Genomic DNA, 24536 nt, shown 5'->3' on the forward strand with positions numbered 1-24536 from the left:
GATTCTTCACCGCCGCCGACCGATACTCCGCCGCCGCCGGTGAAGAATCTGTCGCCGCCGAAGCCGTCGCCGGTCCCGCCGCCGCCGCAGGCGCCGGTCGTGGACGTGCCGGAACCGCGCCCGAACGACATCGTCACCCCGCCGTCGCCTCCGGCGCCGCCGGCACCGCCGACCTCGATCGAGGCCAGCGTGGACATCTCGTCGAAGGCCATGAATCCGCCGCGCTACCCGCCGGCAGCCTTCCGCGCGGGTATCCAGGGCGAAGTGATCCTGATCATTGATGTCGATGCCAGCGGCAACGTCACCAATGTCACGGTGGAAAAGTCCAGCCGTAACCGCGACCTGGACCGTGCTGCGATGGAAGCGGCTCGCAAGTGGCGCTTCAACGCCGCTGAAGCAGGCGGTAAGAAGACGGCAGGTCGCGTTCGCGTTCCGGTCAACTTTGCGCTGAACTGATGCGCCCGGGTGGCCGCCGGCCACCCCCGCTCCCGGTTCGATTGTTTAGCTTAGCTACACCCTTTATCACCACACACAACAAAGGTAAGCGTCATGCTGCAGGAAATTTTCATCGCCGCTGCTGCCGGGGGCAATCCGTCCAACGCCCTGTCGCAGATGGGCTTCGAGCACCTGATCCACGAAATGACCACCAAGCCGGGTGATTTCGCGGTTTCCTGGGTCGTGCTGCTGACCCTGGTCGTCATGTCGGCCATGTCCTGGTACTGGACCGTCATCAACATCTTCCGTGCTACCCGCCTGAAGAGCGCCGCCGATCGCGTCGTCAGCCTGTTCTGGGACACCCCGAACGCGCAGGACGCCATCCGTGCGATGGAAGAACAGCCGGCTTCCGAGCCGTTCTCGAAGATCGCCCTGGACGCTGCCCAGGCGGCTGCCCACCACCAGCGCGCTGAAGGCGGCGCCACCGGCGGCGTGGGTGAGAACCTGAGCCGTTCGGAGTTCGTCGACCGCGCCCTGCGTCAGGCCGTGACCCGCGAAAGCAACAAGCTGCAGTCGGGCATGACCCTGCTGGCCACCGTCGGTGCAACCGCTCCGTTCGTCGGTCTGCTGGGTACCGTGTGGGGCATCTACGGCGCGCTGATCAAGATCGGTGCCACCGGCTCCGCTTCGATCGACGCCGTTGCCGGCCCGGTGGGTGAAGCGCTGATCATGACCGCGATCGGTCTGTTCGTCGCGATCCCGGCCGTGTTCGCCTTCAACTTCTTCAGCAAGATCAACAGCGCGACCATCAGCAAGTTCGATACCTTCGCGCACGACCTGCACGACTTCTTCGCCACCGGCTCGCGCGTCCGCTGATTGCGGCGCGCGTCACCCAGCGACGAACGTAAGTAGTCACCAAGATCTAGACGGAGCCCGTTATGGCTTTCAGTAGTGGTAACAGCGGCGGCCCCATGGCCGACATCAACGTTACGCCCCTCGTGGACGTGATGCTGGTGCTGCTGATCATCTTCATCATCACGGCGCCCCTGATGTCCCACAAGGTCAAGGTGGATCTGCCGGAAGCCAACCTGATCCAGAAGCCGGAAGACGCTGAAAAGCGTTCCGGACCGATCACCCTGGCAGTCAAGGAAGACGGCTCGATCTACTGGAACGACGAAGAAATCAACAAGCAGACTCTCGAGTCGCGCTTGGCGACCGCCGCCCAGCAGACCCCGCAGCCGCCGCTGAACCTGCGCGGTGACCGCACCACCAAGATGCGTGTCATCAACGACCTGACCAAGGTCGCGCAGGAGCAGGGCATGCTTGACGTCGGCTTCGTCGCGACCAAAGAAAAGGGGCAATAAGCCATGGCATTCAGTAGTGGTGGTGGCAAGGGCCCCATGGCAGACATCAACGTCACGCCCCTCGTGGACGTGATGCTGGTTCTGCTGATCATCTTCATCGTGACCGCGCCGATCATGACGTACCCGATCGCCGTGGACCTGCCGCAGCGCGTGCTCAACCCACCGCCGCAGCTGGTCGAACCGCCGCCGCCGATCGAACTGAAGATCGACGCCAGCAACCAGGTCTCGTGGAACAACAGCCCGATCAATACCAGCGAGCTGCAGCAGCGGATGGAGCAGGAGGTCCAGCGTGACCCGACCAACCAGCCGGAACTGCGCATCGACGCCAGCCCGGATTCCGAGTACGACGTGATGGCCAAGGTTCTGGCCGCTGCGAAGAACGCTCAGATGAAGAAGATCGGTTTTGTGCAGCAGTAATCGCTACACCGCAACACAACAGTCATGACGCGACTGCAGACGCCCTTGGAAACAGGGGCGTCTTTTTTGTTCTCGTCCTGGCACACGGGTCGAGGTTGGATCCCATCGGGTGGCATGCGCCGCTATGATCGGCGGATGCTCGCCCTCTTCGACTCCCTGCGCCACTGGCTGGACGGCATTGCCCACCTCGGTACCATCCTGGCGGTGGCCTATCTGCTGTACCTGCTCGCGCTGACCGGCTGGATCATGCTGCAGAAGCGCGAGCCGGTGGCGACGCTGAGCTGGATCCTGTCGCTGGCGCTGCTGCCGTACCTGGGCCTCTTCATCTACTACCTGCTGGGCCCGCAGAAGGTGAAACGGCAGCGTTTGCGCCGTGGCCGCGCGCGGTCGGGCATGGAGCACTACAGCGACGTCTGTCCACCCGACGCCGACTGCACCGAGCTGGCCAAGATCGCCCAGGCCACGACCGGGCTTGCGCCGAGCAGCGCCACCGAAGTGACCTGGCTGGTGGACGGTGCGGCGACCTACGCGGCGCTGCTTGAGGCCGTCGCACAGGCACGCGACCACGTGCATCTGGAGTACTACATCTTCAACCCGGACCATGCCGGAACCGCCCTGCGTGACGCGCTGGTGGAACGTGCACAGGCCGGCGTGCAGGTGCGCCTGCTGCTCGATGCCGTAGGCTCTTCCGCCCTGCCCCGCCGCTTCCTGCAGCCGCTGCTCGACGCCGGTGGCGAAGCGATCTGGTTCCACCCACGGCAGCTGCTGAAGCCGTTCAAGCGCCCGTGGTTGAACCTGCGTACCCACCGCAAGCTGGTGATCGTCGATGGGCGCCTCGCCTTCACCGGTGGCATCAACATCACCGACGACGAGGACGAAAGCCGCAGGGCGGATGCCTACCGCGACCTGCACATGCGCATCCGCGGCCACGTGGTGCGCAGCCTGCAGCTGGTGTTTGCCGAGGACTGGCTCTACGCAAGTGGGCAGGATCCCTCGCGCATGGACATCGCCCGTCTGTGGCCGGCCGACATGCCGCTGCGCGGCGATGGTGCGATCAACGCCCAGGTGCTGGTCTCCGGTCCGGACTCGGGCTGGGAAACGATCCATCGCCTGCACGTGGCGGCGATCCAGGAAGCGCATGAGCGTGTCTGGCTGGTCACGCCCTACTTCGTGCCGGGCGAAGCGGCGCGGATGGCGTTGACCTCGGCCGCGCTGGGCGGCCTGGACGTGCGCCTGCTGGTGCCGAAGATGAGCGATTCCTGGTTCGTCACCCAGGCCGCCCGCTCCTACTTCGACGAGCTGCTGCATGCCGGGGTGAAGATCTACGAGTACGGCCCGCGCATGCTGCATACCAAGGCCTTCATCGCCGATGACGACGTCTGCATCGTTGGCAGTGCCAACTTCGATCACCGCAGCTTCCGGCTGAACTTCGAGCTGTCGATGATGATCAGCGACCGTGACCGGGTGGCTGCCCTAGCCGAACTGCTGCAGGGCGAATTCGACCGTTCCACGCGGGTGCACGACCAGGCCGGCCGTTCGCTGTGGCTGCACCGCCTGCCCGAGGCCTTCGCCCGGCTGGCCTCGCCGCTGCTCTGACGCAGCGCTACACTGCCGCGATCATCCGGGGAGCCCGACTATGTACTGGTTGTACCTGCTGCTGGCGCTGGGCTGTTTCGCCTTCGCGCTGAAGACGCCCAGCGCCGGGCTGATGACTCTGTGCCTGCTGGCCGCCCTCGCCTTCCTGCTGGCCTGGGTACGAGGCCGCTACGTGGCCCGCTTTGGCGATCTGCAGCGCGATCCCTCCACACTGGTCGATGCCGACGAACTGCGCCGCTTGCGCGAGCAGGCCCAGGCCCGCCCTGGTGACGACCACAACGATCACGATCCATCCCCTCTTTCCAAGTAGTTCCGTTCCATGACCCAGCTCAGCGTCAACGTCAACAAGATCGCCGTCCTGCGCAATTCGCGCGGCGGTGCCGAACCGGACGTGGTGCGTGCCGCTCAGGCCTGCCTGGATGCCGGCGCGCATGGCATCACCGTGCATCCGCGACCGGACCGCCGCCATATCACCGCCGAGGACGTGCTGGCGCTGTCCACACTGACCCGCGCGCGTGGCGTCGAATTCAACATCGAAGGCAACCCGTTCGCGCCGCCGCGCGAGGGCTACCCCGGGCTGCTGCCGCTGTGCGAACAGACCCGCCCGGCGCAGGCCACGCTGGTGCCGGATGGCGATGGGCAGATCACGTCCGATCACGGTTTCGACTTCGAGCGTGACGGCGAGCGGTTGCGACCACTGGTGGCCGAACTGAAGGCGATGGGTTGCCGGGTCAGCCTGTTCGTTGACGCCGGTAATCCGCTGCTGGAGCAGGCGGCCGAAGTCGGTGCAGATCGCGTCGAGCTCTATACCGGCCCCTACGCCGAAGCCCACGCGGCCGGCGATGCTGACGCGATGCTGGTGCTGTTCGCCACTGCCGCACGCCGTGCGCAGGCGGTTGGGCTGGGCGTCAATGCCGGCCACGACCTGTCGCAGGACAACCTGCGTGACTTCCTGGCGCACGTGCCGGACGTGCTGGAAGTGTCCATCGGCCACGCGCTGATCGGCGAAGCGCTGTATGACGGGCTGGATGCCACGGTGCGGGGCTATCTGGCGCTGCTGTGACCGATGGGTGCAGCCGAGCATGGGCTCGGCTCTATAAGGCACCCGCATCCACTGTAGAGCCGAGCCCACGCTCGGCTCAGGCTTGCCCTGAACCCTTCAGGCGGCCGTCGCAGCCACTGAGACAGGCGCGGCGTACCCTGCGGGCATGGGTATCGCGATCAAGGGCCGAGGTTCCACGTCCCACCTTGCCGGGCGCTTTGAAAGCACCGTCAGCGAGGCGGTGGACGACGGCTGGGCGGTCGACGAGAGCGAGGAGTTCCTTGCCCCGCGCCTGCGCACCGAAGTGCGCGCCGAAACCGCGCGCAGCATCATCACCCGCAACAACTCGCCCGACGTCGGCTTCAGTCAATCGGTGAATCCCTACCGCGGTTGCGAGCACGGCTGCTCCTACTGCTTCGCGCGCCCCTCGCATGCCTATCTGAACCTGTCGCCGGGCCTGGATTTCGAGACCAAGCTGTTCGCCAAGACCAATGCGCCGCAACTGCTGCGCAAGGAGCTGTCGAAGCCGGGTTACGTGCCGCAGCCGATCGCGCTGGGCATCAACACCGATGCGTACCAGCCGATCGAACGCAAGTTCAAGCTGACCCGCCAGCTGATCGAAGTGATGCTGGAAACGAAGCATCCGTTCTCGTTGATCACCAAGAACGCGCTGGTCGAGCGCGATATCGATCTGCTCGCACCGCTGGCGGCGGAGAACCTGGTCAGCGTGCACTTCTCGGTGACCTCGCTGGACCCGCATCTTTCCGCAAAGCTGGAACCGCGCGCATCGGCGCCGCATGCACGGCTGCGCGCGATGAAGCGTCTGCATGAAGCGGGCATTCCGGTCGGTGTGATGGTGGCGCCGGTGATCCCATGGATCAACGACAGCGAGCTGGAGGCCGTGCTGGAGGCTGCGCACGACGCTGGCGCCAGTACCGCTGGTTACGTGCTGCTGCGCTTGCCGCTTGAAGTGGCGCCGTTGTTCCGCGACTGGCTGGACACCCATCATCCCGATCGTGCCGCGCATGTGATGAGCACCATCCAGCAGCTGCGTGGCGGCAAGGACTACGACAGCCAGTTCGGTACGCGCATGCGCGGCCAGGGTGTGTATGCGGATCTGTTGAACAACCGCTTCAAGCTGGCGCGCAAGCGTCTGGGTTTCAATGCGCAGAACAGCCATTGGCCGAAGCTGGATTGCAGCCGGTTCCAGAAGCCGTTGCCGCCGAAGAAGGATTCGCCGCAGGGGTCGTTGTTCTGAGTCCATCCGTCGAGCATGGCTCGACTCTACATCCGAGGCCGACGAGCCGCTCGGCGTCACCCCCCGAACAACTTCTGCGCACTCTGGAACAGGATCCAGCTGGTCGCGATGAACTTGTCCCCACCCTGCGGGCGATTGCCACGATGGGTATGAGTGAACGCCGTCGGCGCAATCAGCAGGCTGCCGGTACGAGGTGCAATCTTCCGCCCCTGGAACAGGAACTCGGTCTCGCCTTCGTCAAAGTCGTCGTTGAGGTACAGCGTCCACAGCACGTGCCGGTGCAGAGTCTCGGCCTGCGCATCCTTCGGGTACAGCTCGCAGTGCCAGTACGGGTAGCCACCCTCGCCTGCCGCATACCACTGCAGGTTGATCGCACCCGGGCGCAGGCAGGTGCGGGCCAGATCGGCCAGCTGCTGCGGCGGCATGTCGGGGAAGTCCTCGGCAGACAGGCGTCGCGGTTGGCCGTTGCTGTCCTGGATCTGCAACATCAGCGGGGCGATCAATGCCTGTGGATAACGGCGTAGATAAGTCAGCAGGCCATTGAACACCGCGATCTGCAGCTGCTGGTCGACATCCTGCCAGCCGTCCAGGCCACTGATACGCAGATCCTTGCTGTGCTTGAGCTCCGGGAACACGCCACTGCCCACGGCACCGGGCTGCAGGCCACGCGTGGCGCGCAGGCGTTCAACGATGGCCGCGCAGACCTCGCTGGGGACGGCGTTGTGGATGACTTCGATGAAATCGACCGGGCCCTGCTCGTGCATGCGTGCATTCCTTAGGCGGCAACGGCTTGATGGTGCCGTTTGCCGCCCTCGGTGTCACCCCACGGTCATGTCATCGATCTGCCATGACCGCTGTCAGGCGATAGGCCGTCAGCCCTGTGCGTCGTCGTGCGCGTGGTGGTAGCGCACGGCTTCAGCCACTTCCTCGCGCGAACCGAGGAACACCGGCACGCGCTGGTGCAGCTGGTCGGGCTGGATGTCGAGGATGCGCTCGCGGCCGGTCCAGGCAGCACCGCCGGCCTGTTCGACCAGCAGGCCCATCGGGTTGGCTTCGTACATCAGGCGCAGCTTGCCGGCCTTGGACGGGTCCTTCTTGTCCCACGGATAGATGAAGATGCCGCCGCGGGTCAGGATGCGATGCACGTCGGCCACCATGCTGGCGATCCAGCGCATGTTGAAGTTCTTGCCGCGCGCGCCTTCCCTGCCGGCCAGCAGATCGCCGACGTACGCCTGCATCGGGGCTTCCCAGTGGCGCTGGTTGGACATGTTGATGGCGAATTCCTGGGTGGCCGCCGGGATCTGCATGTTCTCGGTGGTCAGTACGAACTCGCCCTTCTCGCGATCGAGGGTGAAGGCGTGGGTACCGTGGCCGACGGTCAGCACCAGCTGGGTGCTGGGCCCGTAGATGCAGTAGCCGGCGGCGATCTGCTTGCTGCCCGGCTGCAGGAAGGCGTCGTCGCCCGGCAGCTCGACGTTGGTCGGGCAGCGCAGCACCGAGAAGATGGTGCCGACCGAGACGTTGACGTCGATGTTGGAGCTGCCATCGAGGGGATCGAACAGCAGCAGGAAATCACCGCGCGGGTAGATGTCCGGCACCGGCTGGCTGTGGTCCATTTCTTCGGAGGCGCACGCGGCGAGGTGGCCACCCCAGGCGTTGGCTTCAAGCAGGATCTCGTTGCTGATCACATCCAGCTTCTTCTGCGCTTCGCCCTGCACGTTGCCGGTACCGGCGTCGCCGAGCACGCCACCGAGGGCGCCCTTGCTGACGGCGATGGAGATGCTGGTGCAGGCGCGGGCGACGACCGCGATCAGCTGGCGCAGGTCGGCATTGATGCGGCCGGCGTGCTGTTCCTGGATCAGGAAGCGGGTCAACGAAGTACGGGACATGGTCGGGCAGGTCTCGGCAGCGGGAAAACGCCTATTGTCGCCCGTATGGCGGGGCCGTGCGTGAGCGCGGGAAGGCGTAATCGTTTCCAGATGCGTTGCGCTCGTGGCGCCTTCCTTCTGTAGAGCCGAGCCCGCGCTCGGCTGCTCTTCGTCCTTCATGCCGCACAAGCCGAGCGTAGGCTCGGCTACAGAGACCAGGGCGCAAAAAACAAAGGCGCCTTTCGGCGCCTTTGTCTTCAAGCCACTGGAGCGTTGCTTCAGCCCTTGGCGACGGTGGCCACGGCCTTGGCGACGTACTCCAGGTTGTTCTGGTTCAGCGCGGCCACGCAGATGCGGCCGGTGCCGACGGCGTAGATGCCGAACTCGTCGCGCAGGCGTTCGACCTGCTCGCGGCTCAGGCCGGAGTAGGAGAACATGCCGGCCTGTTCGTTGATGAAACCGAACTGCGGTGCGCCAGCGGCAGCCAGCTTCTCGACCAGGCCCTGGCGCAGGGCGTGGATGCGCTCGCGCATCTCGGTCAGCTCCTGCTCCCACATCGCGCGCAGTTCCGGGTTGGTCAGCACGCCGGCCACCAGCGCGGCACCGTGGGTGGACGGACTGGAGTAGATGGTGCGGATCACGCGCTTGACCTGCGACTGCACGGCCTTGGCGTCAGCGGCGGTCGGCGCCACCATCGACAGCGCACCCACGCGCTCGCCATACAGCGAGAACGACTTGGAATACGAGTTGGCGACGATGAAGCTGTCGATGCCGGCTTCGGCGATGATGCGCACCGCGGCGCCGTCCTGTTCGATGCCCTTGTCGAAGCCCTGGTAGGCCATGTCGATGAAGGGGAACAGCTGGCGGTCCTTCAGCAGCTGCGCGACCTGCTTCCACTGGCTGACCGTAAGGTCGGCACCGGTGGGGTTGTGGCAGCAGGCATGCAGCAGCACCACGGTGCCGGCTTCCAGCTTGCCCAGGTCGGCCAGCATGCCGTCGAAATCAACCCCATGGGTGGTCGGGTCGAAGTAGGTGTAGTCCAGCACCTCGAAACCGGCCGCGCTGAACACGGCGCGGTGGTTTTCCCAGCTCGGGTTGCTCAGCGCAACGGTGGCGTGCGGCAGCAGCTTCTTCAGCACGTCGGCGCCGACGCGCAGCGCACCGCTGCCACCAACGGTCTGTGCGGTGGTGACGCGGCCGGCGGCCAGCAGCGGCGAGTCCTTGCCGAACACCAGCTCACGCGTGGCCTGCGTGTACGCCGGCAGGCCATCGATCGGCAGATAGCCGCGCGGTTTGGCTTCAGCGGCGAGCTGCTGCTCGATCTGCTTGACGGCGCGCAGCAGCGGAATGCGGCCGCTCTCGTCGTAGTAGATGCCCACACCCAGGTTGACCTTGGTCGGGCGGCTGTCGGCGTTGTACGCCTCGGTCAGGCCCAGGATCGGGTCGCCTGGGACCAGTTCCACGTTTGCAAAGAAGGACACGGCGGTACTCGTTCGGTAGACGGAAAGGGGGAGGAATTGCGCCACGCGGTTCGCGGCTTTTCGGCCGGAAACAGCCCATCGTAACAAAGCCTGCCGGGGCTGGCCGCCGCCATCGTCATCCGCGGCCCCGTACCATGGCGTGCGTTGCCGCCCGATCCATCAACCTGAATCATGAATCCCGCCGCACGACGCTGTTGCCTGCCGCTGTCTGCCCTGCTGCTGTCGCCCTGGACAGCGGTGGCCGAGCCTGCGCCCACCGCCCTGCCTGCGGTGCAGGTACAGGCCGCACGGGTGCCGGGCATCGACCCGTTCGCGCTGCCGGCCAGCCAGGACACGGTCTGGATCGATGCCAGCCGCGCTGGCACCGGCGCGCAGCTGTCCGAGGCGCTGGCCGGGGTACCGGGGCTGCTGGCGCGCGACCGGCAGAACTTCGCGCAGGACACGCAGCTGTCGATCCGTGGCTTCGGCGCGCGCTCGACCTTCGGGGTGCGCGGGGTGCGGGTGTTGATCGACGGCGTGCCGGCCACCATGCCCGATGGCCAGGGCCAGCTGTCACACGCCAGCCTGCTGGGCGCCGAGCGCATCGACGTGCTGTGCGGGCCGTTCTCGGCGCTGTACGGCAACTCCTCCGGTGGCGTGCTGCAGGTCTGGAGCGCGCAGGGCCAGGCCGGCGACCCGTGGCGGTTGCGGCTCAACGCTGGCGCCGACAACACGCTCAGTGTCGGCGCGCAGCTGAAGGGTGCCGGCCAACTGCTGGACTACAACATCGCCGCCAATCACCTCCGCACCGATGGCTGGCGGGACCACAGCCGTGCGCGCCGTGAATCGCTCAACGCACGCATCGGTGGTGCGCTGGGCGGTGGGCGGCTGGAGCTGTTGCTCAATGCGCTCGATGCCCCCGATGCACAGGATCCGCTGGGCCTGACCCGTGCCCAGGTGGCGGCTGATCCGCGCCAGGCCACGGCGGTGGCGCACCCGTACAACACCCGCAAATCGGTGCGCCAGCAGCAGGCCGGCCTGCGCTGGACCCGTGAAACGGGAGCGCAGCGCTGGCAGTTGATGGGCTATGCCGGGCAGCGCGCGGTGACCCAGTTCCTGCCCATTCCGCCCACGGCGCAGGCCAATCCGCTGCATGCCGGCGGCGTGATCGATCTGGACGCCGGCTACGGCGGGCTGGACGCGCGCTGGGGCTGGCACGGCGATCTGGCCGGGCGGCCGCTGGACCTGGTGGCCGGGCTCAGCGCCGACCGCCAGCGCCAGCATCGGACCGGCTACGAGAACTTCATCGGCAGCACGCTGGGCGTACGTGGGCGCCTGCGCAGAGACCAGATCGACACCGTGCATAACGTCGATCAGTTCGCGCAGGCGTGGTGGCAGTGGAGTCCACGCTGGTCATTGCTGGCTGGCCTGCGCCACAGCACCGTGCGCTTCGAATCCGACGACCGCTACATCATCGGCCGCAACCCGGATGACAGTGGCCGCCGGCGCTACCAGGCCACCACGCCGGTGGCCGGGATCAGCTTTGAGGCCAGCCCGCAGTGGCGGCTGCATGCTGCGGTCGGCCGCGGTTTCGAAACCCCCACCTTCAACGAACTGGGCTATCGCGCCGACGGGCAGGCGGGATTGGCACTGGACCTGGCGGCCGCCCGCAGCCGCAATCTGGAGATTGGCAGCAAGTGGCACGCGCAGAGCGGAATCCAGCTCGATATCAGCCTGTTCCGTGCAGATACCGACGATGAGCTGGCTGTTGCCAGCAACACCGGAGGGCGCAGCACCTATCGCAACATTGGCCGCACCCGCCGCCAGGGCGCGGAACTGCAGTACCGACAGCCGCTGGCCGAGCAATTGGAACTGCAGTTGGCCTGGACCTGGCTGCAGGCGCAGGTGCGCTCGCCTTACCTGACCTCGAACAACGTGGTCGCGGCGGGCAGTCGCTTGCCGGGTGTGCCGCGCCAGCAGGCGTTCGCACGCCTGCAGTGGAGCCCCGCCGACTGGCAATGGGCTCTGGAGGCCACGGCCAGCAGCGATACCGTGGTCAACGACGTCGCCACCGAACGGGCGCCGGGCTTTGCCCTGTTGCACGTGGAGGGCGGACGCCGCTGGACCCTGCCCGGCGGTGAACTGCGTGCTTTCGCGCGGCTGGAGAACGTGCTGGACCAGGCCTACATCGGCTCGGTGATCGTCAACGATGGCAATGGCCGCTACTACGAGCCCGGGCCGGGACGGCGGGCCAGCGTGGGTGTGCAGTGGTCGTGGCGCTAGCGCGGGACCGCTGCGCGCGCCGGGGCATGGCCCGGCGCTACCGTCAATCGGGGGCCTTGGCCGGTACGAACGGCGAGGTCGGGTCGCTGGCGGGGAAGGTTTCCTCCAGCGCCTCGTCCTGGTTGTCGCTGGCGCGCTGCTTGCGCTCGCGGCGCTTGAGCGGGCTCTCCTGGCCACCGCGATGGCGGTCACCGCCATCCTTGCGGTCCTGGGCCGCCTGTTCAGCCACATGTCTCACCGGCAGATGGTCGTCACCGTGCTCGGCATCGAAGAACGGCGCACCGGTGCCGCGGTAGTCGGCGTTGTCGGCATCGCGCTTGCCGCGCTGTTCACCGGGAAGGGGCGGGTGGTTTTCCCGCATCGGGTCTCGTGAGGTCTCTCGGCTCATGGTCTGGTACCTGCACTCGGGGCTCCCACTACACCGCCCTGCAGGTAAAGCCACTGCGAACCTGGCGTCATGAACATCTCGCTCACCCCCCGGTAACGGCACCGCGCGTATTCCTGCCCACCCGCCCCCGCTGCAGGAGCCGGCCATGCCCCGTCTTGAACGACCCGCACCGTCCGTGTTCAACGCCCTGCTCGATCCGCTTGGCCAGCGCACCGCGCAGCGCCGCACGCGCCGCCAGGAAGATCCGCAGGCGGTGGCACAGGATTACCTGCAGTACATGCTCAGCGACTACGAGGAGAGGCGTGGCCAGAGCCACCGCAACTGGCGTGATCTGTGCCCGGTGTATGCCTTCGCGCTGACCACCCATGCCGCGGATTGGCCACGTGGTGATGCCGCCGATACCTGCGAGGAACTGGCCGAGCACTGGGAGCAGATGCGCGGGCAGTCGCGGTTGAGCTGGTCGCAGGCACGGCCGGTGGTGGAGGACGCCTGGCGCGCACTGGACCATATTCCGGCGGCGGCGGTGAGGCCGTTGCTGCAGTAGTGGCGGGCACTTGAAGCAGCCGAGCGCGGGCTCGGCTCTACAGCCAAGTGGTCGCGCCACCTGACGTGCACGGCACGGACACGGTTGGTTTACGCCCTCCGGCCCACGCTGGGCACCCTGCCCCGCCAAAGGTACGCCCATGGCCCGCCCGATCTGGACCGGCACGCTGTCGTTTGGCCTGCTCAATGTGCCGGTGTCGCTGATGTCCGGCGAACGCAAGGTCGATCTGCAGTTCCGCATGCTCGACTCCCGCGATCGCAAGCCGATCCGTTTCGAACGGGTCAACGCCGACACCGGCGAGGAAGTGCCCTGGAAGGACATCGTCAAAGCCTACGAGTACGACAAGGGCAGCTATGTCGTGCTGGAGGAAGGCGACATCCGCTCGGCCGCACCGGAGAGCCACGAAGCGGTGGAAGTGGAATCGTTCGTGGATGCGGCGCAGATCGACCCGCGCTACTACGAGAAACCCTATCTGCTGGTACCCGGCAAGAAGGCCGAAAAGGGCTACGTGCTGCTGCGCGAGACATTGCGCAGTACCGGCAAGGTGGGCATCGCACGGGTGGTGGTGCGCACACGGGAATACCTGTGTGCGGTGATGCCGCATGAGGACGCGCTGGTGCTGATGATCCTGCGCTATCCGCAGGAACTGGTGGATCCCGAGGACTACAAGCTGCCCACCGGGAAGCTCGCCGACTACCGCATCACCAGCAAGGAAACGGCGATGGCCGAGCAGTTGATCGAGTCGATGTCCGGTGATTGGGACCCGTCGCAGTACCACGATGAGTTCCGCGAGCGCCTCCAGCAGGTGCTGAACAAGCGCATCAAGTCCAAGGGCGGCACCACGCGGGTGGACGATGAGCCGGCACCGCGCGAGGACGCCAGTACCAACGTGGTCGATTTCATGGCGCTGCTGCAGAAGAGCCTGGATGCGAACACGCGCACGCCGGCGAAGAAGACGGCGACGCGCAAGGCACCGGCGAAGAAGGCTGCGAAGAAGACCGCCAAAAAGGCCGTGAAGAAAACCACCCGGCGCAAGGCAGGTTGAACCATGTCGCTGCACCAGTACCGGCGCAAACGCCGACTTGGCGGTGGCGCCGGGCAGACACCGGAGCCTGACGACACGCGCGTCCGCGGTGATCCGAGGCGGCGGCCGACCTTCGTCATCCAGCTGCACCATGCCAGCTCGCGCCACTACGACTTCCGCCTTGAGATGGACGGCGTGCTGAAGAGCTGGGCGGTGCCGAAAGGTCCTTCGCTTCGCGTCGGTGAGAAGCGGTTGGCCGTGGAAGTGGAAGATCACCCGCTGTCCTACGCCACCTTCGAGGGAGACATTCCCGAAGGCCACTACGGCGCGGGCCACGTCGAGGTGTTTGATCAGGGTACCTGGGCCTGCGAAGGTGATCCTCTGCAGGCACTGGCGGCAGGAAAGATCGACTTCGTGCTGCACGGGCAACGCCTGGCCGGTGGCTGGAAGCTGGTGCGCACCGCGATGAAAGGACGCCAGGTGCAATGGCTGCTGATCAAGCGCGACGATGGTGAAGCGCGCGACGCCGAGGCGGATGACCTGCTGACGGCACCGATGCCGAAACGAGAACCTGCGGCGAAGAAGCGTTCCGCAGGGAAGGCGGTGCGCTCGGTCCCCGCCGCGCGGACGACCACACGCAAGGCCGATGCGCGCTGGCATGCACGCGCACTGCAGCTGCAAGGCGCACGTGATACGCCCTATCCGCGCGGGTTCAAACCGCAGTTGACCGATCATCGTGACAGTGCCCCGGACGGCGAGCGCTGGCTGCATGAGATCAAGTGGGATGGCTATCGGCTGCTGGCCGACCTGCACGATGGCGAGGTGAAACTCCGCTCGCGCAACGGCCTGGACTGGACGGCCGATTTTCCCGAGGTCGTGCAGGCCGTGCGGGCGCTGCCGGTGCGTGATGCGCGACTGGACGGCGAGCTGGTGGTGCTGGACAAGGAAGGACGCAGTGACTTCGCAGCGTTGCAGCGCGTGATCGACGGCAGTTCGAAACAACCACTGCGCTACATCGTGTTCGATCTTCCGGGTGTGGCCGGCGTGGACATCAGTCGTGCACCGCTGGTGGAGCGCAAGGCGCTGCTGAAGGACCTCATCGGGCCAGCGCCCGGCACCCTGGCCTTCAGCGAACACGTGATCGACCATGGGCCGCAGGTATTCGATGCCAGCGGCGAGGCCGGCTTTGAAGGCATCGTCAGCAAGCAGGTGGATGCGCCGTACGTGAATACCCGCGCGCGCAGCTGGGTGAAGGTGAAGCACGAAGACACCGACGAGTTCGTGATTGTCGGCTACACGGCACCCAAGGGTTCCCGGGTGGGATTCGGTTCGCTGCTTCTGGCCACGCCGGACAAGGCTGGCCTGCGCTATGTCGGCCGCGTTGGCACCGGCTTCGACGATGAAAGCCTGCGTGCGCTGCTCAAGGCACTGCGGCCATTGGCAGTGAAGACGCCCGTGCTGCAGCTGCCGGCGCATGTGCCGTTCCGCGCTGCCAGCGTACGTTGGGTGACACCAGTGGCGGTGGCGGAGGTGGCGTTCCGTGGCTGGGGCAAGGAAGGCCTGCTGCGCCAGGCCAGTTTCAAGCGGCTGCGCAGCGACAAGCAGAAGGAGGATCTGGGAATGAGCACCGCAGATGCCGAAGCCGGAGGTGAGGTCCAGATCACTCATCCGGAGCGGGTGGTGTTTCCAAAGCAGAAACTGCGCAAGGGCGACGTGGCCGACTACTATCAGCGCATGGCGCGCTGGATCCTGCCCGAAATCGCCGGACGTCCACTGTCACTGCTGCGCTGCCCGGACGGCGTGGGCAAGGCTTGTTTCTTCCAGAAGCACCATGGTCCCGGCCTGGGCGATGCGGTACATGCGGTGCCCCTGCAGCAGAAGAGCGGCCGCGAGGATTACGTCTACATCGACGACACGCGCGGCCTGCTGCAGCTGGTGCAGATGAACACCCTGGAGCTGCATCCCTGGGGCGCGACCGTGGCCGATCCCGAACATCCGGATCGTCTGGTGTTCGATCTCGACCCCGGCGAAGGCGTCAGCTGGGCACAGGTGAAAGCCGGTGCACGCGATGTGCGCGACCGCCTGCAGCAGGTGGGCCTGAAGAGCTTCGTACGCCTGTCCGGTGGCAAGGGCGTGCACGTGGTGGTGCCGCTGCAGCCCAAGGCAGGCTGGGACGAGGCGAAGGGGTTCTGCGAGGCGTTCGCGCAGGCAATGGCGCTGGAGCAGCCCGATCGCTACGTGGCGACGATGAGCAAGGCCAAGCGCGGCGGGGTGATCTTCATCGACTGGCTGCGCAACACACGGGGTGCTACCAGCGTGTGCTCGTGGTCGCTGCGCGCACGCGACAGCGCCGGCGTGGCGGTGCCGCTGCGCTGGGAAGAGCTTGCACGCGTCAGTGCGGCCGACGCGTTTCCGATGGCCAAGGCACTGGCGCGGGCGAAGCGGCTGAAGGGTGACCCATGGCAGGGCATCGCGCGCTTGAAGCAGACGCTGCCGCGTATGGACCTGTAGAGCCGAGCCCATGCTCGGCTGCCTGTGTCTATGTGCATGAAAGCCGAGCATGGGCTCGGCTCTACAGGGGCGGCGTTACCTTGCGTCGCGCGACGCGCGGCGGCCGAACCACCAGCCGGCCAGCAGCTGCAACGGCAGCGATGCCAGCAGCGAAATGACGAACCAGAGCGGAAAATCAGCGCCTGCGGCCCACACCGCGTAGCCGCAGCCCAGCGCGATCAGTGACCAGATGGAAAAACCATGCGAACGCGGCCAGCAGGGCGCGTAGTAGGTGGCGAAGGAAATGCCGGCGATGCCACCGAGCACGCTGAAGGCCAGATCCCACCCCAGCTGCACGCTGTTGTTGTCCGGCGACATGCCCACCAGCGGGGGCAGCCAGCTGGCGACGCTGCTGACCAGCGCAAGCGACAGCACGCCGCCGATCAGGGCGACGAAGGACAGGAACAGGGTCTTGAGCAGGGCGGGCATGCACGCATTGTAAGGCTGCGCGAAGTGCCTGGGGTTGCTGGCCTGCGGCCGGTACTACCGATGGATCGGCATGGCCGCCGCGTCCGTGGGAGAGGGGGACGGAGCGACGGCGGCCATGCACAAGCGGTCAGGCGGCGAAGTCGAGCACCACGCGGCCTTCGATGGTGCCCGCGTGCATGCGCGCGAACACGTCGTTGATGTTTTCCAGGCGGTCGGTGCTGACTGTGGCGGCGACCTTGCCCTCGGCGGCGAACTGCAACGACTCCTGCAGGTCCAGCCGGGTGCCGACGATCGAGCCGCGCACGGTGATGCCGTTGAGCACCATGCCGAAGATGTCCAGCGGGAAGTTGCCCGGCGGCAGACCGTTGAGCGAAACGGTACCGCCACGGCGGACCATGCCCAGCGCCTGCTCGAACGCTTTCGGCGACACCGCCGTGACCAGGGCGCCGTGCGCGCCGCCGATTTCCTTCTTCAGGAAGGCAGCGGGATCGGTGGTGCGCGCGTTGACGGTGATCTGCGCGCCGAGCTGCCGGGCCAACGCCAGCTTGTTGTCGTCCACGTCCACCGCCGCCACGTTCAGGCCCATTGCGCGGGCGTACTGCACGGCCATGTGGCCCAGGCCGCCGATGCCGGAAATCACCACCCAGTCCCCTGGCTTGGTGTCGGTCACCTTCAGGCCCTTGTAGACGGTCACGCCGGCGCACAGCACCGGCGCGATCTCGATAAAGCCCACGTCCTTCGGAAGCAGGCCGACATAGTTGGCATCGGCCAGTGCGTACTCGGCGAAGCCGCCGTTGACCGAGTAGCCGGTGTTGCGCTGCGTCTCGCACAGCGTTTCCCAGCCGCCCAGGCAGTGTTCGCAATGGCCACACGCCGAGTACAACCAGGGGATGCCGACCCTGTCGCCTTCCTTGACGTGCCCTACCCCGCCTCCCACGGCCACGATGTGCCCCACGCCCTCGTGACCGGGGATGAATGGCGGGTTCGGTTTCACCGGCCAGTCGCCCTCGGCGGCGTGCAGGTCGGTGTGGCAGACGCCACAGGCCTCGATCTTGACCAGTACTTCGCCCGCCCCCGGGCGTGGTACCGAGACTTCCTCGATCACCAGTGGCTTGCCGAACTCACGCACGACAGCGGCCTTCATGGTCGAATTCATGTTCGGATCTCCGTAGTGCGCTTGCCCACAGAATGACGCCGGCTCGAGGCCGGCGCTTTGATCACGATCAAACCTTTGACGATTCGTGCAGCAGGTTCAGCTGGCCAGCACCGACGCCTCGCGGGCGAGGCGCTCGATGGCGTCCCAGTCACGGGTCTGCAGCAGTGCCGGTGTGGTCAGCCACGAGCCGCCCACGCACAGCACGTTGGGCAGGTGCAGGAACTGCGGCGCGGTCTGCGCGCTGATGCCACCGGTCGGGCAGAAGCGTACATCGGCGAACGGGCCGTGCCAGGCCGCCAGCAGTGCGGCGCCACCGGCCTGCACCGCCGGGAAGAACTTGAAGGTGTCGTGGCCGTGCTCCAGGCCCAGGATGAGGTCCGAGGCGGTGGCGGCACCGGGCAGGTACGGCAGGCCGGCATCGCGCGCGGCCGCATACAGCGCCGGCGTGGCGCCCGGGGAAACGGCAAAGCGCGCACCGGCCTGCTTTGCCGCCTGCATCTGTGCGGCGTTGAGCACGGTGCCGGCGCCGATCACCGCATCGGGCACGGCCTCGACCATGGCCTTGATCGCATCCAGTGCCTGCGGCGTGCGCAGCGTCACTTCGATCACCGGCAGGCCGCCGCGGAACAGCGCCTGGGCCACTTCGACCGCTTCATTTACATCTTCGGGGGTGTACACCGGAATCACCGGTGCCAGCTTCAACAGCGCGCGCAGGCGCGGATCAGCGCTGGACATGGTTTTGCTCCTTGCCCGACGGGGCATCGCGGATCGCCGCCGGGTCCGGCAGCGCAGCGGCGCATGATGCCACGTGGCTCACGAAGGTGCTGGCGGCGCACCGCCCTGCCCCCCCCCGGTTCAGGCCGGGTCGGCCTGCAATGCCTGGATGCGGCGCTGGTACCAGTCACCACCAAGCGGATCGAACACCGCCGAGCGCTCCATCTGCGCCTCGTACACGTGTACCGAGATCGCCAGCGCTTCGTCGCTGGCGTTGCGCAGGGTGTGGTACTCGTGCGGCGGAATCAGGCTGCCGGCACTGCCGCAGCCCCCGCGCAGCACGGCATGGCGGCGGAAGCGCCAGCGCTCGCCGGCACACTCCAGCAGTTCATACCGGGTGATCTCCAGCTCGCCTGACCACACTCCCTCCACACACCACATGGCATCGTGGTCGTGCAGCGGCGTGCCCTGCCCTGGGCCCCAGCTCATGGCAATCACGCTGTAGCCGTGTTCGCGGCTGTGATACAGCGGGCGTCGCGCGTAATGATCACTGACCGGACGGTGTACGCACTCGGGCAACTCGATGCGGCTGTCGGCGATGGCGTCCTGCAGCGCCAGCTGCAGGTCGGCGGTGATGCGCTCGGGGTCACCGGAGGTCATCGCTGCGTCGACCGCGGCGATCAACCGGTCGCGGCCACGGAACGCCGGAAACGGAGAGGTCTGCAGGTCCATGCCCCGACTGTAGCGGAGCCTGGTTAAGGGAATGTTGGCGTTCGCGCGCGTCGCGCCCGCATTCAAGGTGAACACGCGCGGAAGAACGGTTCAGATGCACATCAAGTAGAGCAATCACAATGGAACCTCGCGCAGCAGAAGCGGTCGAACACGACGCGATCCCTCTTCGCTGCGACATTCCGCAACTTCGCGTCCCACGGGCGCAAGGCTAGAATTCTCCGACTTACCTGGTTCTATACATGTCAGTGCGAATTATTAGCGATGCCGCGTTGCCGGCATCGAAGGGCAAGGCTGCCACGATCAACGACATCGCACGACTGTCGGGAGTTTCCAAGAAAACGGTTTCAAGAATCATCAACAACTCGCCGCTGGTGCGCAAAGACACCCGCGACAAGGTCGAGGCGTTGATGCGCGAGGTCGGTTACGTGCCCGACCCCTTGGCGCGCGGTCTCGCGTTCCGCCGCTCCTTCCTGATCGGCCTGGTGTATGACGACCCGGGCGCCCAATGCATTGTCGACCTGCAGCACGGCGCGCTGGAAGCGCTGCGCGGCACCGGCTATGAGCTGGTCGTGCATCCCTGCGACAGCCAGTCTCCGGACTGCGCGCACGGCGTGCGCTGCTTCGTGCAGCAGCAGAAGCTGCACGGCGTGATCCTGGGCCCGCGTGCCTCCGAGTCGACAGCGTTGACGGAGATGCTCGACGGCATCGAATGCCGCTACGTCCGCATCAACGCGCATGTGTCGGATGACGAGGCACAGGCCGTGGTCACCCACGATCGCGACGGTGCAGCCGCGGCAGCGGGCTACCTGCTCTCGCTCGGCCACCGCGATATCGCGGTGATTGCCGGTCCGGGCGATCGCCGTACCGCACGCGAGCGCACCCATGGCTTCCTCGACCGGTTGGCCCAGGTGGGCCTGACCCTGCCGGGTGAGCGGGTGCTGGAAGCGGGCGATACCTTCGAGTCCGGCGTGCATGCCGCAGAGCGGCTGCTGATGGGCGGACAACGCCCCAGTGCGATCTTTGCCGGGAACGATGAAATGGCTGCCGGCGTGTACCAGGTGGCATTGCGTGCGGGCATCGCGGTGCCGCAGCAGTTGTCGATCGTCAGCTACGACGACAGCCCGCTGGCGTCGCGGCTGTGGCCGCCGCTGACCTCGGTACGTCGCCATGTGTCCGATATCGGCCGCGTGGCTGCGGCGATGCTGGTGCAGGCCGACGTGCCGGATGCGCCGACCGCAACCAGCGTGCATCCGCAACTGATGGTGCGCGGTTCCTGCCGGGCCGTGGACGCCTGACTGCCCTGCCCTCGCCTGCGCCGCTGCAATGGCGCAGGCAGGCAACAACGAAAACGGCGCACCGAGGTGCGCCGTTTCAGTGCAACGCCGTGCGCGTTGTGTGCTTACACGTCGCCGCCGTCGGCCCAGCCTTCGCCGGTGCCCTTCTGGAACACGCGGTCGTCGCCCTGCACTTCACCGGCCGGCAGATGCGCCTGGTTGGCCAGTGCCGCGTAGATCGGGGTGAAGTCCGGCGAGGTCGCCTGCATCAGCTGTTCGAAGCTGTCGATGACGAAGTAGGTCTTCTGGAAGGTGTCGATGCGGTACTTCGTGCGCATGATCCGCTGCAGGTCGAAACCGATGCGGTTGGGCGCGGCCGATTCCAGCGAGTACAGCGATTCGCCCTTCGACGACACGATGCCGGCGCCGTAGATGCGCAGGCCGTCGGGCGTGTCGATCAGGCCGAACTCCACCGTGTACCAGTACAGGCGGGTCAGGTTCTGCAGCGCATCCGGGCCGATCGCGTGGGCTTTGACGCCGCCACGGCCGTACGCCTCCATGTAATCGGCGAACACCGGGTTCATCAGCAGCGGCACGTGGCCGAACAGATCGTGGAACAGGTCCGGTTCGGCGATGTAGTCGATCTGGTCGGGGCGACGGATCCACCAGGTCACCGGAAAACGGCGGTTGGCCAGGTGGTCGAAGAAATCCAGTTCCGGCAGCAGGCCTTCGACGCCGACCAGGGTCCAGCCGGTGGCCGCGCCCAACACTTCGTTGAGCTGGTCGAAGCGCGGAATCATGTGCGCGTTCATGCCCATCTCGTCCTGTGCATCCAGGAATTCCTGGCAGGCGCGGCCGACCAGCAGTTCGCGCTGGCGCTGGTACAGCGTGCTCCAGGTGGCGTGGTCGTCGGCGCTGTAGGTGTCCCACGGCTGCTCGACGAGCGCGGTGGTATACACCGGCACGTAGCCCTTGTCGGTCTGCTGGTGTTCGACGCGGCGGGGCTGGGCGAGGTCCATGGGGCACTCCTGGATGGGATACCCACGATGCTAGGGCAGGGTGCGCGCAACAGGGTTGCAAAAGTTGCGCCGATTGGCCTTGTTGGCGCAATATCCTTGCGTACTCACCATGTTGCGGGGCAACAATGGCCGGAGAAGTCCAGTTCGATCGCACGGATATACGCCTGCTGGCTGAAATCCAGCGGGATGGGCGCGCCACCAACGCCGAGCTGGCGACGCGGGTGAACCTCTCACCCTCGGCCTGCCTGCGCCGCCTGCAGCGGCTGGAAAGCGAGGGTGTGATCGTCGGCTATGGCGCGCGGCTGGAGCCACGGCAGCTGCGGCTGGGCCTGCAGGCCTTCGTGCGCGTGCAGCTGGAAAAGCACGACCAGGCCGCGATCGGCCACTTCGTGGACAGCGTGCAGGGCTGGGATGAAGTGGTGGCCTGCCATGCACTGACCGGCGACATGGACTATCTGCTGCACGTCTACGTGCGCGACCTGGAGCACTTCTCGCACTTCCTGCTGGACCGGCTGCTCAACGCCGGTGGCGTGGCCGATGCCAATTCCAGCTTCGTGCTGCGCACGGTCAAGGGATTCCAGGCATTGCCGCTTTCACAGCTGGAATAAGCGCCGCCGCGATTTGACGCAGCCGGGCGGGTAGCTGAGCATCACCGCCCTGCGCCCGCCGCAGCGTACCTTTCCGGTTCCACGCATGTCCGAACTCCAGCACCCGGTGCTTACCACCACCTTCCTGCCGCTGCAGCGCAAGTCGCTGGCGCGCTTCATCGCCCATGGCACGCCGCCGCAGACCGCGCTGGAACAGGCCGGGTTGATGGCTGCGCAGCTGTGCCGCGCGCGCCTGCACACACCAGCGGAAATCGAGCGCCTGCTGCACGAAGCCTGCGCGCTGTTCGCCAGCCATGACGGCGTGGCCGCGCAGCTTGCAGGCGCCGGCGGCGGTGGCCAGCCGGAACTCGATGCCTGGCTGGCCGCGCTGGCCGCCCATGGCGTGCTGCTGGCACCGGCGGAGATCCTGCAGGACTTCATCGTGCAGTCGCCCAGCGAGTACCCCGGCCTGGCCCTGCAGCAGGCCTGTCAGGAAACCCTGGCCGAACACGAGATCCGCTTCCCGCCCGCCTTCGCCAGCGACGATGAGGACGACGACCAGGACGAGGCCGTTGCCAGCGACGCGCGTGCGGTCGAACACCATGGCCTGTACACCTCCGAGCAGGCCCGCGTGCTGCGCGCCATCGCCGCCAACCCCGATGAGCTGATCGACCTCGATGGCTATGCCGGCACCGGCAAGGGCCACCTGGTGCTGGCGCTGATGGAGGCGCGGCCCGGCCGCTACACCTACGTGGCGCCCTCGCGTGGGCAGGTGGAAGCCTTCCGCAGCCGCGTGCCGGCCAGCACCGCGGTGCGCCTGCTGACCCAGATTGAGTTCGCCAACCGCGTGGCGCAGCATGCCGCGCGCAGCGGCCACACCGGTGGCTTCGTTGCCAGCTACCGGCGCAGCACCCGCACGCCGCGCGAGATTGCCGGCCGCATCGGCCTGCAGGGCATCGGTGGGCGCAGCCCGGAGCAGGTGCTGCTGACTGCGTTCGAGGCCATCAACCGTTGGTGCGCGTCGTCGGCACCGGGCTTGGCGTTCCAGCATTTCGACCGTTCGGTGCCCGCCGCGATGCTCGACGTGTCGCCGTACATGGCGGCCGCCGAGCACGTCTGGCGCTGCATGTTCGACGCCGACCTGCAGCGGGGCACGCTGTTGAGCCTCAGCCCGGCGCACATCGGCAAGTGGCTGGCACTGCGCGGCGTTACCCCGCCGCTGGACATGGGCATGCTGCTGGTGGACGAGGCGCATGACCTGAGCCCGTCGTGGAAGCAGTTGCTGGCCGGCCATGCGCCTGGCGTGGTCAGCCTGGGTGATCCGCACCAGTGCCTGACCGGTACGGTGCCGCGCTGGGCCGCGTCGAAGGTGCTGGAAATGCACCAGTCGGTGCGCCAGGGCAACCAGGTCGAGGGCCTGGTCAACCAGACCCTGGCACTGGATGGACTGGGCCAGGACAGTGGGCCGTTCGTCGGTGCCGCCGACCGCGCCACCGGTGTGCTGCATTACCGCCACTGGGCGCAGGTGCCGAGCGACGGCCTGCGCATCCATGGCAGCGTCGCCGATCTGGCCCTGGATGCGGCACAGCTGCACGCGCTCGGGCTGCGGCCCTATCTGCATCCGGCATCGCTGCGCGCGCTGCGCAGCGTGCTGCAGCGGCCGCTGGATGCGTGGCGCCGGCGCCGCGACAGCGCCTCGGACCCGGCACAGGAGCGCTTCCTGGCCACGCAGGCCGACGAAGGGCAGGGCGCGCTGGTCGAACTGTTTGCGTCTGCCGAGCGGGTGCAGTCGCTGCTGCAGGCGCTCGACGACCAGGACACGCCTGCTGAAGGGCGGGTGGCGCTGTGCCTGGCCGAACACGCGAAGAACCTGCAGTTCGACGTGGTCTCGCTGTCGCCTGGTTGCTTCCGCGCGGGGCAGGGCGGGCGCATCTGGCACAACCCGGTGCGCGCGGTCTATCTGGCACTCACCCGTGCGCGACGCCAGCTGCATGTGCCGGCCGATGGCATGGAACAGCTGCAGCACACGGCGACACTGCAGGAGCAGGCCCGTCAGGCGCGCAGGCGCGAGCGGCAGCAGGCCAGCGGTTACCGGCCTGCGCGCTAGAACGCGCGCGTCGCTGTCTGGCAGCGACACGCTGGCTCAGGTCAGCATTTGTCCTTGCGGCCCATCAGCTTGCCTAGGCGAGAGGCTTCCTCGCACTTCGGCGCGGCCACGGGTGCCGGTGCGGCGGCCGCGGCGCGTGCACGCTGCAGCTGCTGGATCTTGGCGCGGATCTGTGGCATCGCGGCCATTGCGGCCTTTTCGCCTTCCAGGATCGCGGTGCCACGCTGGCTGAAATCGGCGGCACCGATGTCCAGTACCTTCGGGCGGATGACGATGTCGGCGCGCGCCA

General features: G+C 66.8%; 24 protein-coding genes and 1 pseudogene. 15 read left to right on the plus strand and 10 right to left on the minus strand.

Annotated elements, in window-relative coordinates; translation table 11 throughout:
- The 8 genes from ARC63_RS00510 to ARC63_RS00545 form a co-directional block, all read left to right on the plus strand.
- Window positions 1-456 (plus strand): energy transducer TonB (locus ARC63_RS00510; RefSeq protein WP_057502259.1); only part of this gene is annotated, 456 nt, incomplete at its 5' end.
- Window positions 457-549: 93 nt separating this feature from the next.
- A complete protein-coding gene (gene exbB, locus ARC63_RS00515; protein ID WP_004132614.1) occupies window positions 550-1311 on the plus strand; it encodes a TonB-system energizer ExbB in 762 nt (253 codons plus the stop codon).
- Between the two features lie 62 nt (window positions 1312-1373).
- Window positions 1374-1799: an ExbD/TolR family protein gene (locus ARC63_RS00520; protein WP_005411739.1), complete on the plus strand. Its 426-nt coding sequence runs from the start codon at window positions 1374-1376 to the stop codon at window positions 1797-1799.
- A 3-nt stretch (window positions 1800-1802) separates the two neighbouring features.
- Window positions 1803-2216: an ExbD/TolR family protein gene (locus ARC63_RS00525; protein WP_005411740.1), complete on the plus strand. Its 414-nt coding sequence runs from the start codon at window positions 1803-1805 to the stop codon at window positions 2214-2216.
- Between the two features lie 135 nt (window positions 2217-2351).
- Window positions 2352-3812 carry a cardiolipin synthase gene (gene cls, locus ARC63_RS00530; RefSeq protein ID WP_057502270.1) on the plus strand — a complete coding sequence of 487 codons (1461 nt, stop codon included), beginning with the start codon at window positions 2352-2354 and terminating at the stop codon, window positions 3810-3812.
- A 40-nt stretch (window positions 3813-3852) separates the two neighbouring features.
- Window positions 3853-4122 carry a hypothetical protein gene (locus ARC63_RS00535; protein WP_049436128.1) on the plus strand — a complete coding sequence of 90 codons (270 nt, stop codon included), beginning with the start codon at window positions 3853-3855 and terminating at the stop codon, window positions 4120-4122.
- 9 nt (window positions 4123-4131) lie between these two features.
- The gene (locus ARC63_RS00540; protein WP_049412850.1) at window positions 4132-4875 is read left to right on the plus strand and encodes a pyridoxine 5'-phosphate synthase; all 744 of its coding nucleotides are present in this window, start codon (window positions 4132-4134) and stop codon (window positions 4873-4875) included.
- Window positions 4876-5020: 145 nt separating this feature from the next.
- Window positions 5021-6112 (plus strand): PA0069 family radical SAM protein, encoded by a 1092-nt coding sequence (locus ARC63_RS00545; RefSeq protein WP_057502260.1) that lies wholly within the window; start codon window positions 5021-5023, stop codon window positions 6110-6112.
- A 56-nt stretch (window positions 6113-6168) separates the two neighbouring features.
- Here the strand turns inward: ARC63_RS00545 and ARC63_RS00550 are convergent, their stop codons facing one another.
- The 3 genes from ARC63_RS00550 to ARC63_RS00560 form a co-directional block, all read right to left on the minus strand.
- A complete protein-coding gene (locus tag ARC63_RS00550) occupies window positions 6169-6876 on the minus strand; it encodes a 2OG-Fe(II) oxygenase (protein ID WP_019337497.1) in 708 nt (235 codons plus the stop codon).
- Between the two features lie 108 nt (window positions 6877-6984).
- Window positions 6985-8001 carry a class 1 fructose-bisphosphatase gene (locus tag ARC63_RS00555; RefSeq protein WP_057502261.1) on the minus strand — a complete coding sequence of 339 codons (1017 nt, stop codon included), beginning with the start codon at window positions 7999-8001 and terminating at the stop codon, window positions 6985-6987.
- A gap of 257 nt (window positions 8002-8258) precedes the next feature.
- Window positions 8259-9461: an amino acid aminotransferase gene (locus ARC63_RS00560; protein ID WP_005411793.1), complete on the minus strand. Its 1203-nt coding sequence runs from the start codon at window positions 9459-9461 to the stop codon at window positions 8259-8261.
- A 171-nt stretch (window positions 9462-9632) separates the two neighbouring features.
- On the opposite strand from ARC63_RS00560, the gene ARC63_RS00565 reads away from it, so the two are divergent.
- Window positions 9633-11723: a TonB-dependent receptor family protein gene (locus tag ARC63_RS00565; RefSeq protein WP_057502262.1), complete on the plus strand. Its 2091-nt coding sequence runs from the start codon at window positions 9633-9635 to the stop codon at window positions 11721-11723.
- A 43-nt stretch (window positions 11724-11766) separates the two neighbouring features.
- On the opposite strand, the gene ARC63_RS00570 is transcribed toward ARC63_RS00565, so the two are convergent.
- Window positions 11767-12111 carry a hypothetical protein gene (locus ARC63_RS00570; protein WP_029380149.1) on the minus strand — a complete coding sequence of 115 codons (345 nt, stop codon included), beginning with the start codon at window positions 12109-12111 and terminating at the stop codon, window positions 11767-11769.
- A 145-nt stretch (window positions 12112-12256) separates the two neighbouring features.
- On the opposite strand from ARC63_RS00570, the gene ARC63_RS00575 reads away from it, so the two are divergent.
- From ARC63_RS00575 to ligD, 3 genes are all read left to right on the plus strand, one after another.
- Window positions 12257-12655, plus strand: a complete 399-nt coding sequence (locus ARC63_RS00575; protein ID WP_010487387.1) for a hypothetical protein — start codon at window positions 12257-12259, stop codon at window positions 12653-12655.
- 139 nt (window positions 12656-12794) lie between these two features.
- Window positions 12795-13700 carry a non-homologous end joining protein Ku gene (gene ku / locus ARC63_RS00580; protein WP_019338571.1) on the plus strand — a complete coding sequence of 302 codons (906 nt, stop codon included), beginning with the start codon at window positions 12795-12797 and terminating at the stop codon, window positions 13698-13700.
- A gap of 3 nt (window positions 13701-13703) precedes the next feature.
- Complete coding sequence (gene ligD, locus ARC63_RS00585) at window positions 13704-16190, plus strand: DNA ligase D (RefSeq protein ID WP_057502263.1); 2487 nt, start codon at window positions 13704-13706, stop codon at window positions 16188-16190.
- A 75-nt stretch (window positions 16191-16265) separates the two neighbouring features.
- On the opposite strand, the gene ARC63_RS00590 is transcribed toward ligD, so the two are convergent.
- The 4 genes from ARC63_RS00590 to ARC63_RS00605 form a co-directional block, all read right to left on the minus strand.
- Window positions 16266-16658 (minus strand): hypothetical protein, encoded by a 393-nt coding sequence (locus tag ARC63_RS00590; RefSeq protein WP_043397740.1) that lies wholly within the window; start codon window positions 16656-16658, stop codon window positions 16266-16268.
- A 127-nt stretch (window positions 16659-16785) separates the two neighbouring features.
- Window positions 16786-17814 carry an alcohol dehydrogenase AdhP gene (gene adhP, locus ARC63_RS00595; protein WP_057502264.1) on the minus strand — a complete coding sequence of 343 codons (1029 nt, stop codon included), beginning with the start codon at window positions 17812-17814 and terminating at the stop codon, window positions 16786-16788.
- Between the two features lie 96 nt (window positions 17815-17910).
- Window positions 17911-18549, minus strand: a complete 639-nt coding sequence (gene eda / locus ARC63_RS00600) for a bifunctional 4-hydroxy-2-oxoglutarate aldolase/2-dehydro-3-deoxy-phosphogluconate aldolase (protein ID WP_057502265.1) — start codon at window positions 18547-18549, stop codon at window positions 17911-17913.
- A 120-nt stretch (window positions 18550-18669) separates the two neighbouring features.
- A complete protein-coding gene (locus ARC63_RS00605) occupies window positions 18670-19260 on the minus strand; it encodes a cysteine dioxygenase family protein (protein WP_057502266.1) in 591 nt (196 codons plus the stop codon).
- 239 nt (window positions 19261-19499) lie between these two features.
- Between ARC63_RS00605 and ARC63_RS00610 the strand changes: the two genes are divergently transcribed.
- Window positions 19500-20555 (plus strand): LacI family DNA-binding transcriptional regulator, encoded by a 1056-nt coding sequence (locus ARC63_RS00610; protein ID WP_057502267.1) that lies wholly within the window; start codon window positions 19500-19502, stop codon window positions 20553-20555.
- Window positions 20556-20659: 104 nt separating this feature from the next.
- Here the strand turns inward: ARC63_RS00610 and phhA are convergent, their stop codons facing one another.
- Entirely contained in the window at window positions 20660-21553 is an 894-nt protein-coding gene (phhA, locus tag ARC63_RS00615) for a phenylalanine 4-monooxygenase (protein WP_057502268.1), read from the minus strand.
- Between the two features lie 125 nt (window positions 21554-21678).
- Here phhA and ARC63_RS00620 point away from each other — a divergent pair, with 125 nt between their 5' ends.
- Together ARC63_RS00620 and ARC63_RS00625 are read left to right on the plus strand one after the other, a co-directional pair.
- On the plus strand, window positions 21679-22161 hold the full coding sequence (locus tag ARC63_RS00620) for an Lrp/AsnC family transcriptional regulator (protein WP_004153377.1): 483 nt from the start codon (window positions 21679-21681) through the stop codon (window positions 22159-22161).
- Window positions 22162-22246: 85 nt separating this feature from the next.
- Window positions 22247-24247, plus strand: a complete 2001-nt coding sequence (locus ARC63_RS00625) for a hypothetical protein (RefSeq protein ID WP_057502269.1) — start codon at window positions 22247-22249, stop codon at window positions 24245-24247.
- A gap of 41 nt (window positions 24248-24288) precedes the next feature.
- Here ARC63_RS00625 and ARC63_RS00630 read toward each other — a convergent pair.
- Window positions 24289-24536, minus strand: a pseudogene (locus tag ARC63_RS00630) (patatin-like phospholipase family protein); the annotation flags it as partial.

The sequence above is a fragment of the Stenotrophomonas geniculata ATCC 19374 = JCM 13324 genome (assembly GCF_001431625.1).
In the GTDB taxonomy this organism is placed as follows: Bacteria; Pseudomonadota; Gammaproteobacteria; order Xanthomonadales; family Xanthomonadaceae; genus Stenotrophomonas; species Stenotrophomonas geniculata.

What these genes read in the sequence shown, in the direction of transcription:
- exbB (WP_004132614.1), top strand. Translation starts at nt 550, where the DNA reads ATGCTGCAGGAAATTTTCATCGCCGCTGCTGCCGGGGGCAATCCGTCC.
- ARC63_RS00520 (WP_005411739.1), top strand. Translation starts at nt 1,374, where the DNA reads ATGGCTTTCAGTAGTGGTAACAGCGGCGGCCCCATGGCCGACATCAAC.
- ARC63_RS00525 (WP_005411740.1), top strand. Translation starts at nt 1,803, where the DNA reads ATGGCATTCAGTAGTGGTGGTGGCAAGGGCCCCATGGCAGACATCAAC.
- cls (WP_057502270.1), top strand. Translation starts at nt 2,352, where the DNA reads ATGCTCGCCCTCTTCGACTCCCTGCGCCACTGGCTGGACGGCATTGCC.
- ARC63_RS00535 (WP_049436128.1), top strand. Translation starts at nt 3,853, where the DNA reads ATGTACTGGTTGTACCTGCTGCTGGCGCTGGGCTGTTTCGCCTTCGCG.
- ARC63_RS00540 (WP_049412850.1), top strand. Translation starts at nt 4,132, where the DNA reads ATGACCCAGCTCAGCGTCAACGTCAACAAGATCGCCGTCCTGCGCAAT.
- ARC63_RS00545 (WP_057502260.1), top strand. Translation starts at nt 5,021, where the DNA reads ATGGGTATCGCGATCAAGGGCCGAGGTTCCACGTCCCACCTTGCCGGG.
- ARC63_RS00550 (WP_019337497.1), bottom strand. Translation starts at nt 6,876, where the DNA reads ATGCACGAGCAGGGCCCGGTCGATTTCATCGAAGTCATCCACAACGCC.
- ARC63_RS00555 (WP_057502261.1), bottom strand. Translation starts at nt 8,001, where the DNA reads ATGTCCCGTACTTCGTTGACCCGCTTCCTGATCCAGGAACAGCACGCC.
- ARC63_RS00565 (WP_057502262.1), top strand. Translation starts at nt 9,633, where the DNA reads ATGAATCCCGCCGCACGACGCTGTTGCCTGCCGCTGTCTGCCCTGCTG.
- ARC63_RS00570 (WP_029380149.1), bottom strand. Translation starts at nt 12,111, where the DNA reads ATGAGCCGAGAGACCTCACGAGACCCGATGCGGGAAAACCACCCGCCC.
- ARC63_RS00575 (WP_010487387.1), top strand. Translation starts at nt 12,257, where the DNA reads ATGCCCCGTCTTGAACGACCCGCACCGTCCGTGTTCAACGCCCTGCTC.
- ku (WP_019338571.1), top strand. Translation starts at nt 12,795, where the DNA reads ATGGCCCGCCCGATCTGGACCGGCACGCTGTCGTTTGGCCTGCTCAAT.
- ligD (WP_057502263.1), top strand. Translation starts at nt 13,704, where the DNA reads ATGTCGCTGCACCAGTACCGGCGCAAACGCCGACTTGGCGGTGGCGCC.
- ARC63_RS00590 (WP_043397740.1), bottom strand. Translation starts at nt 16,658, where the DNA reads ATGCCCGCCCTGCTCAAGACCCTGTTCCTGTCCTTCGTCGCCCTGATC.
- adhP (WP_057502264.1), bottom strand. Translation starts at nt 17,814, where the DNA reads ATGAATTCGACCATGAAGGCCGCTGTCGTGCGTGAGTTCGGCAAGCCA.
- eda (WP_057502265.1), bottom strand. Translation starts at nt 18,549, where the DNA reads ATGTCCAGCGCTGATCCGCGCCTGCGCGCGCTGTTGAAGCTGGCACCG.
- ARC63_RS00605 (WP_057502266.1), bottom strand. Translation starts at nt 19,260, where the DNA reads ATGGACCTGCAGACCTCTCCGTTTCCGGCGTTCCGTGGCCGCGACCGG.
- ARC63_RS00610 (WP_057502267.1), top strand. Translation starts at nt 19,500, where the DNA reads ATGTCAGTGCGAATTATTAGCGATGCCGCGTTGCCGGCATCGAAGGGC.
- phhA (WP_057502268.1), bottom strand. Translation starts at nt 21,553, where the DNA reads ATGGACCTCGCCCAGCCCCGCCGCGTCGAACACCAGCAGACCGACAAG.
- ARC63_RS00620 (WP_004153377.1), top strand. Translation starts at nt 21,679, where the DNA reads ATGGCCGGAGAAGTCCAGTTCGATCGCACGGATATACGCCTGCTGGCT.
- ARC63_RS00625 (WP_057502269.1), top strand. Translation starts at nt 22,247, where the DNA reads ATGTCCGAACTCCAGCACCCGGTGCTTACCACCACCTTCCTGCCGCTG.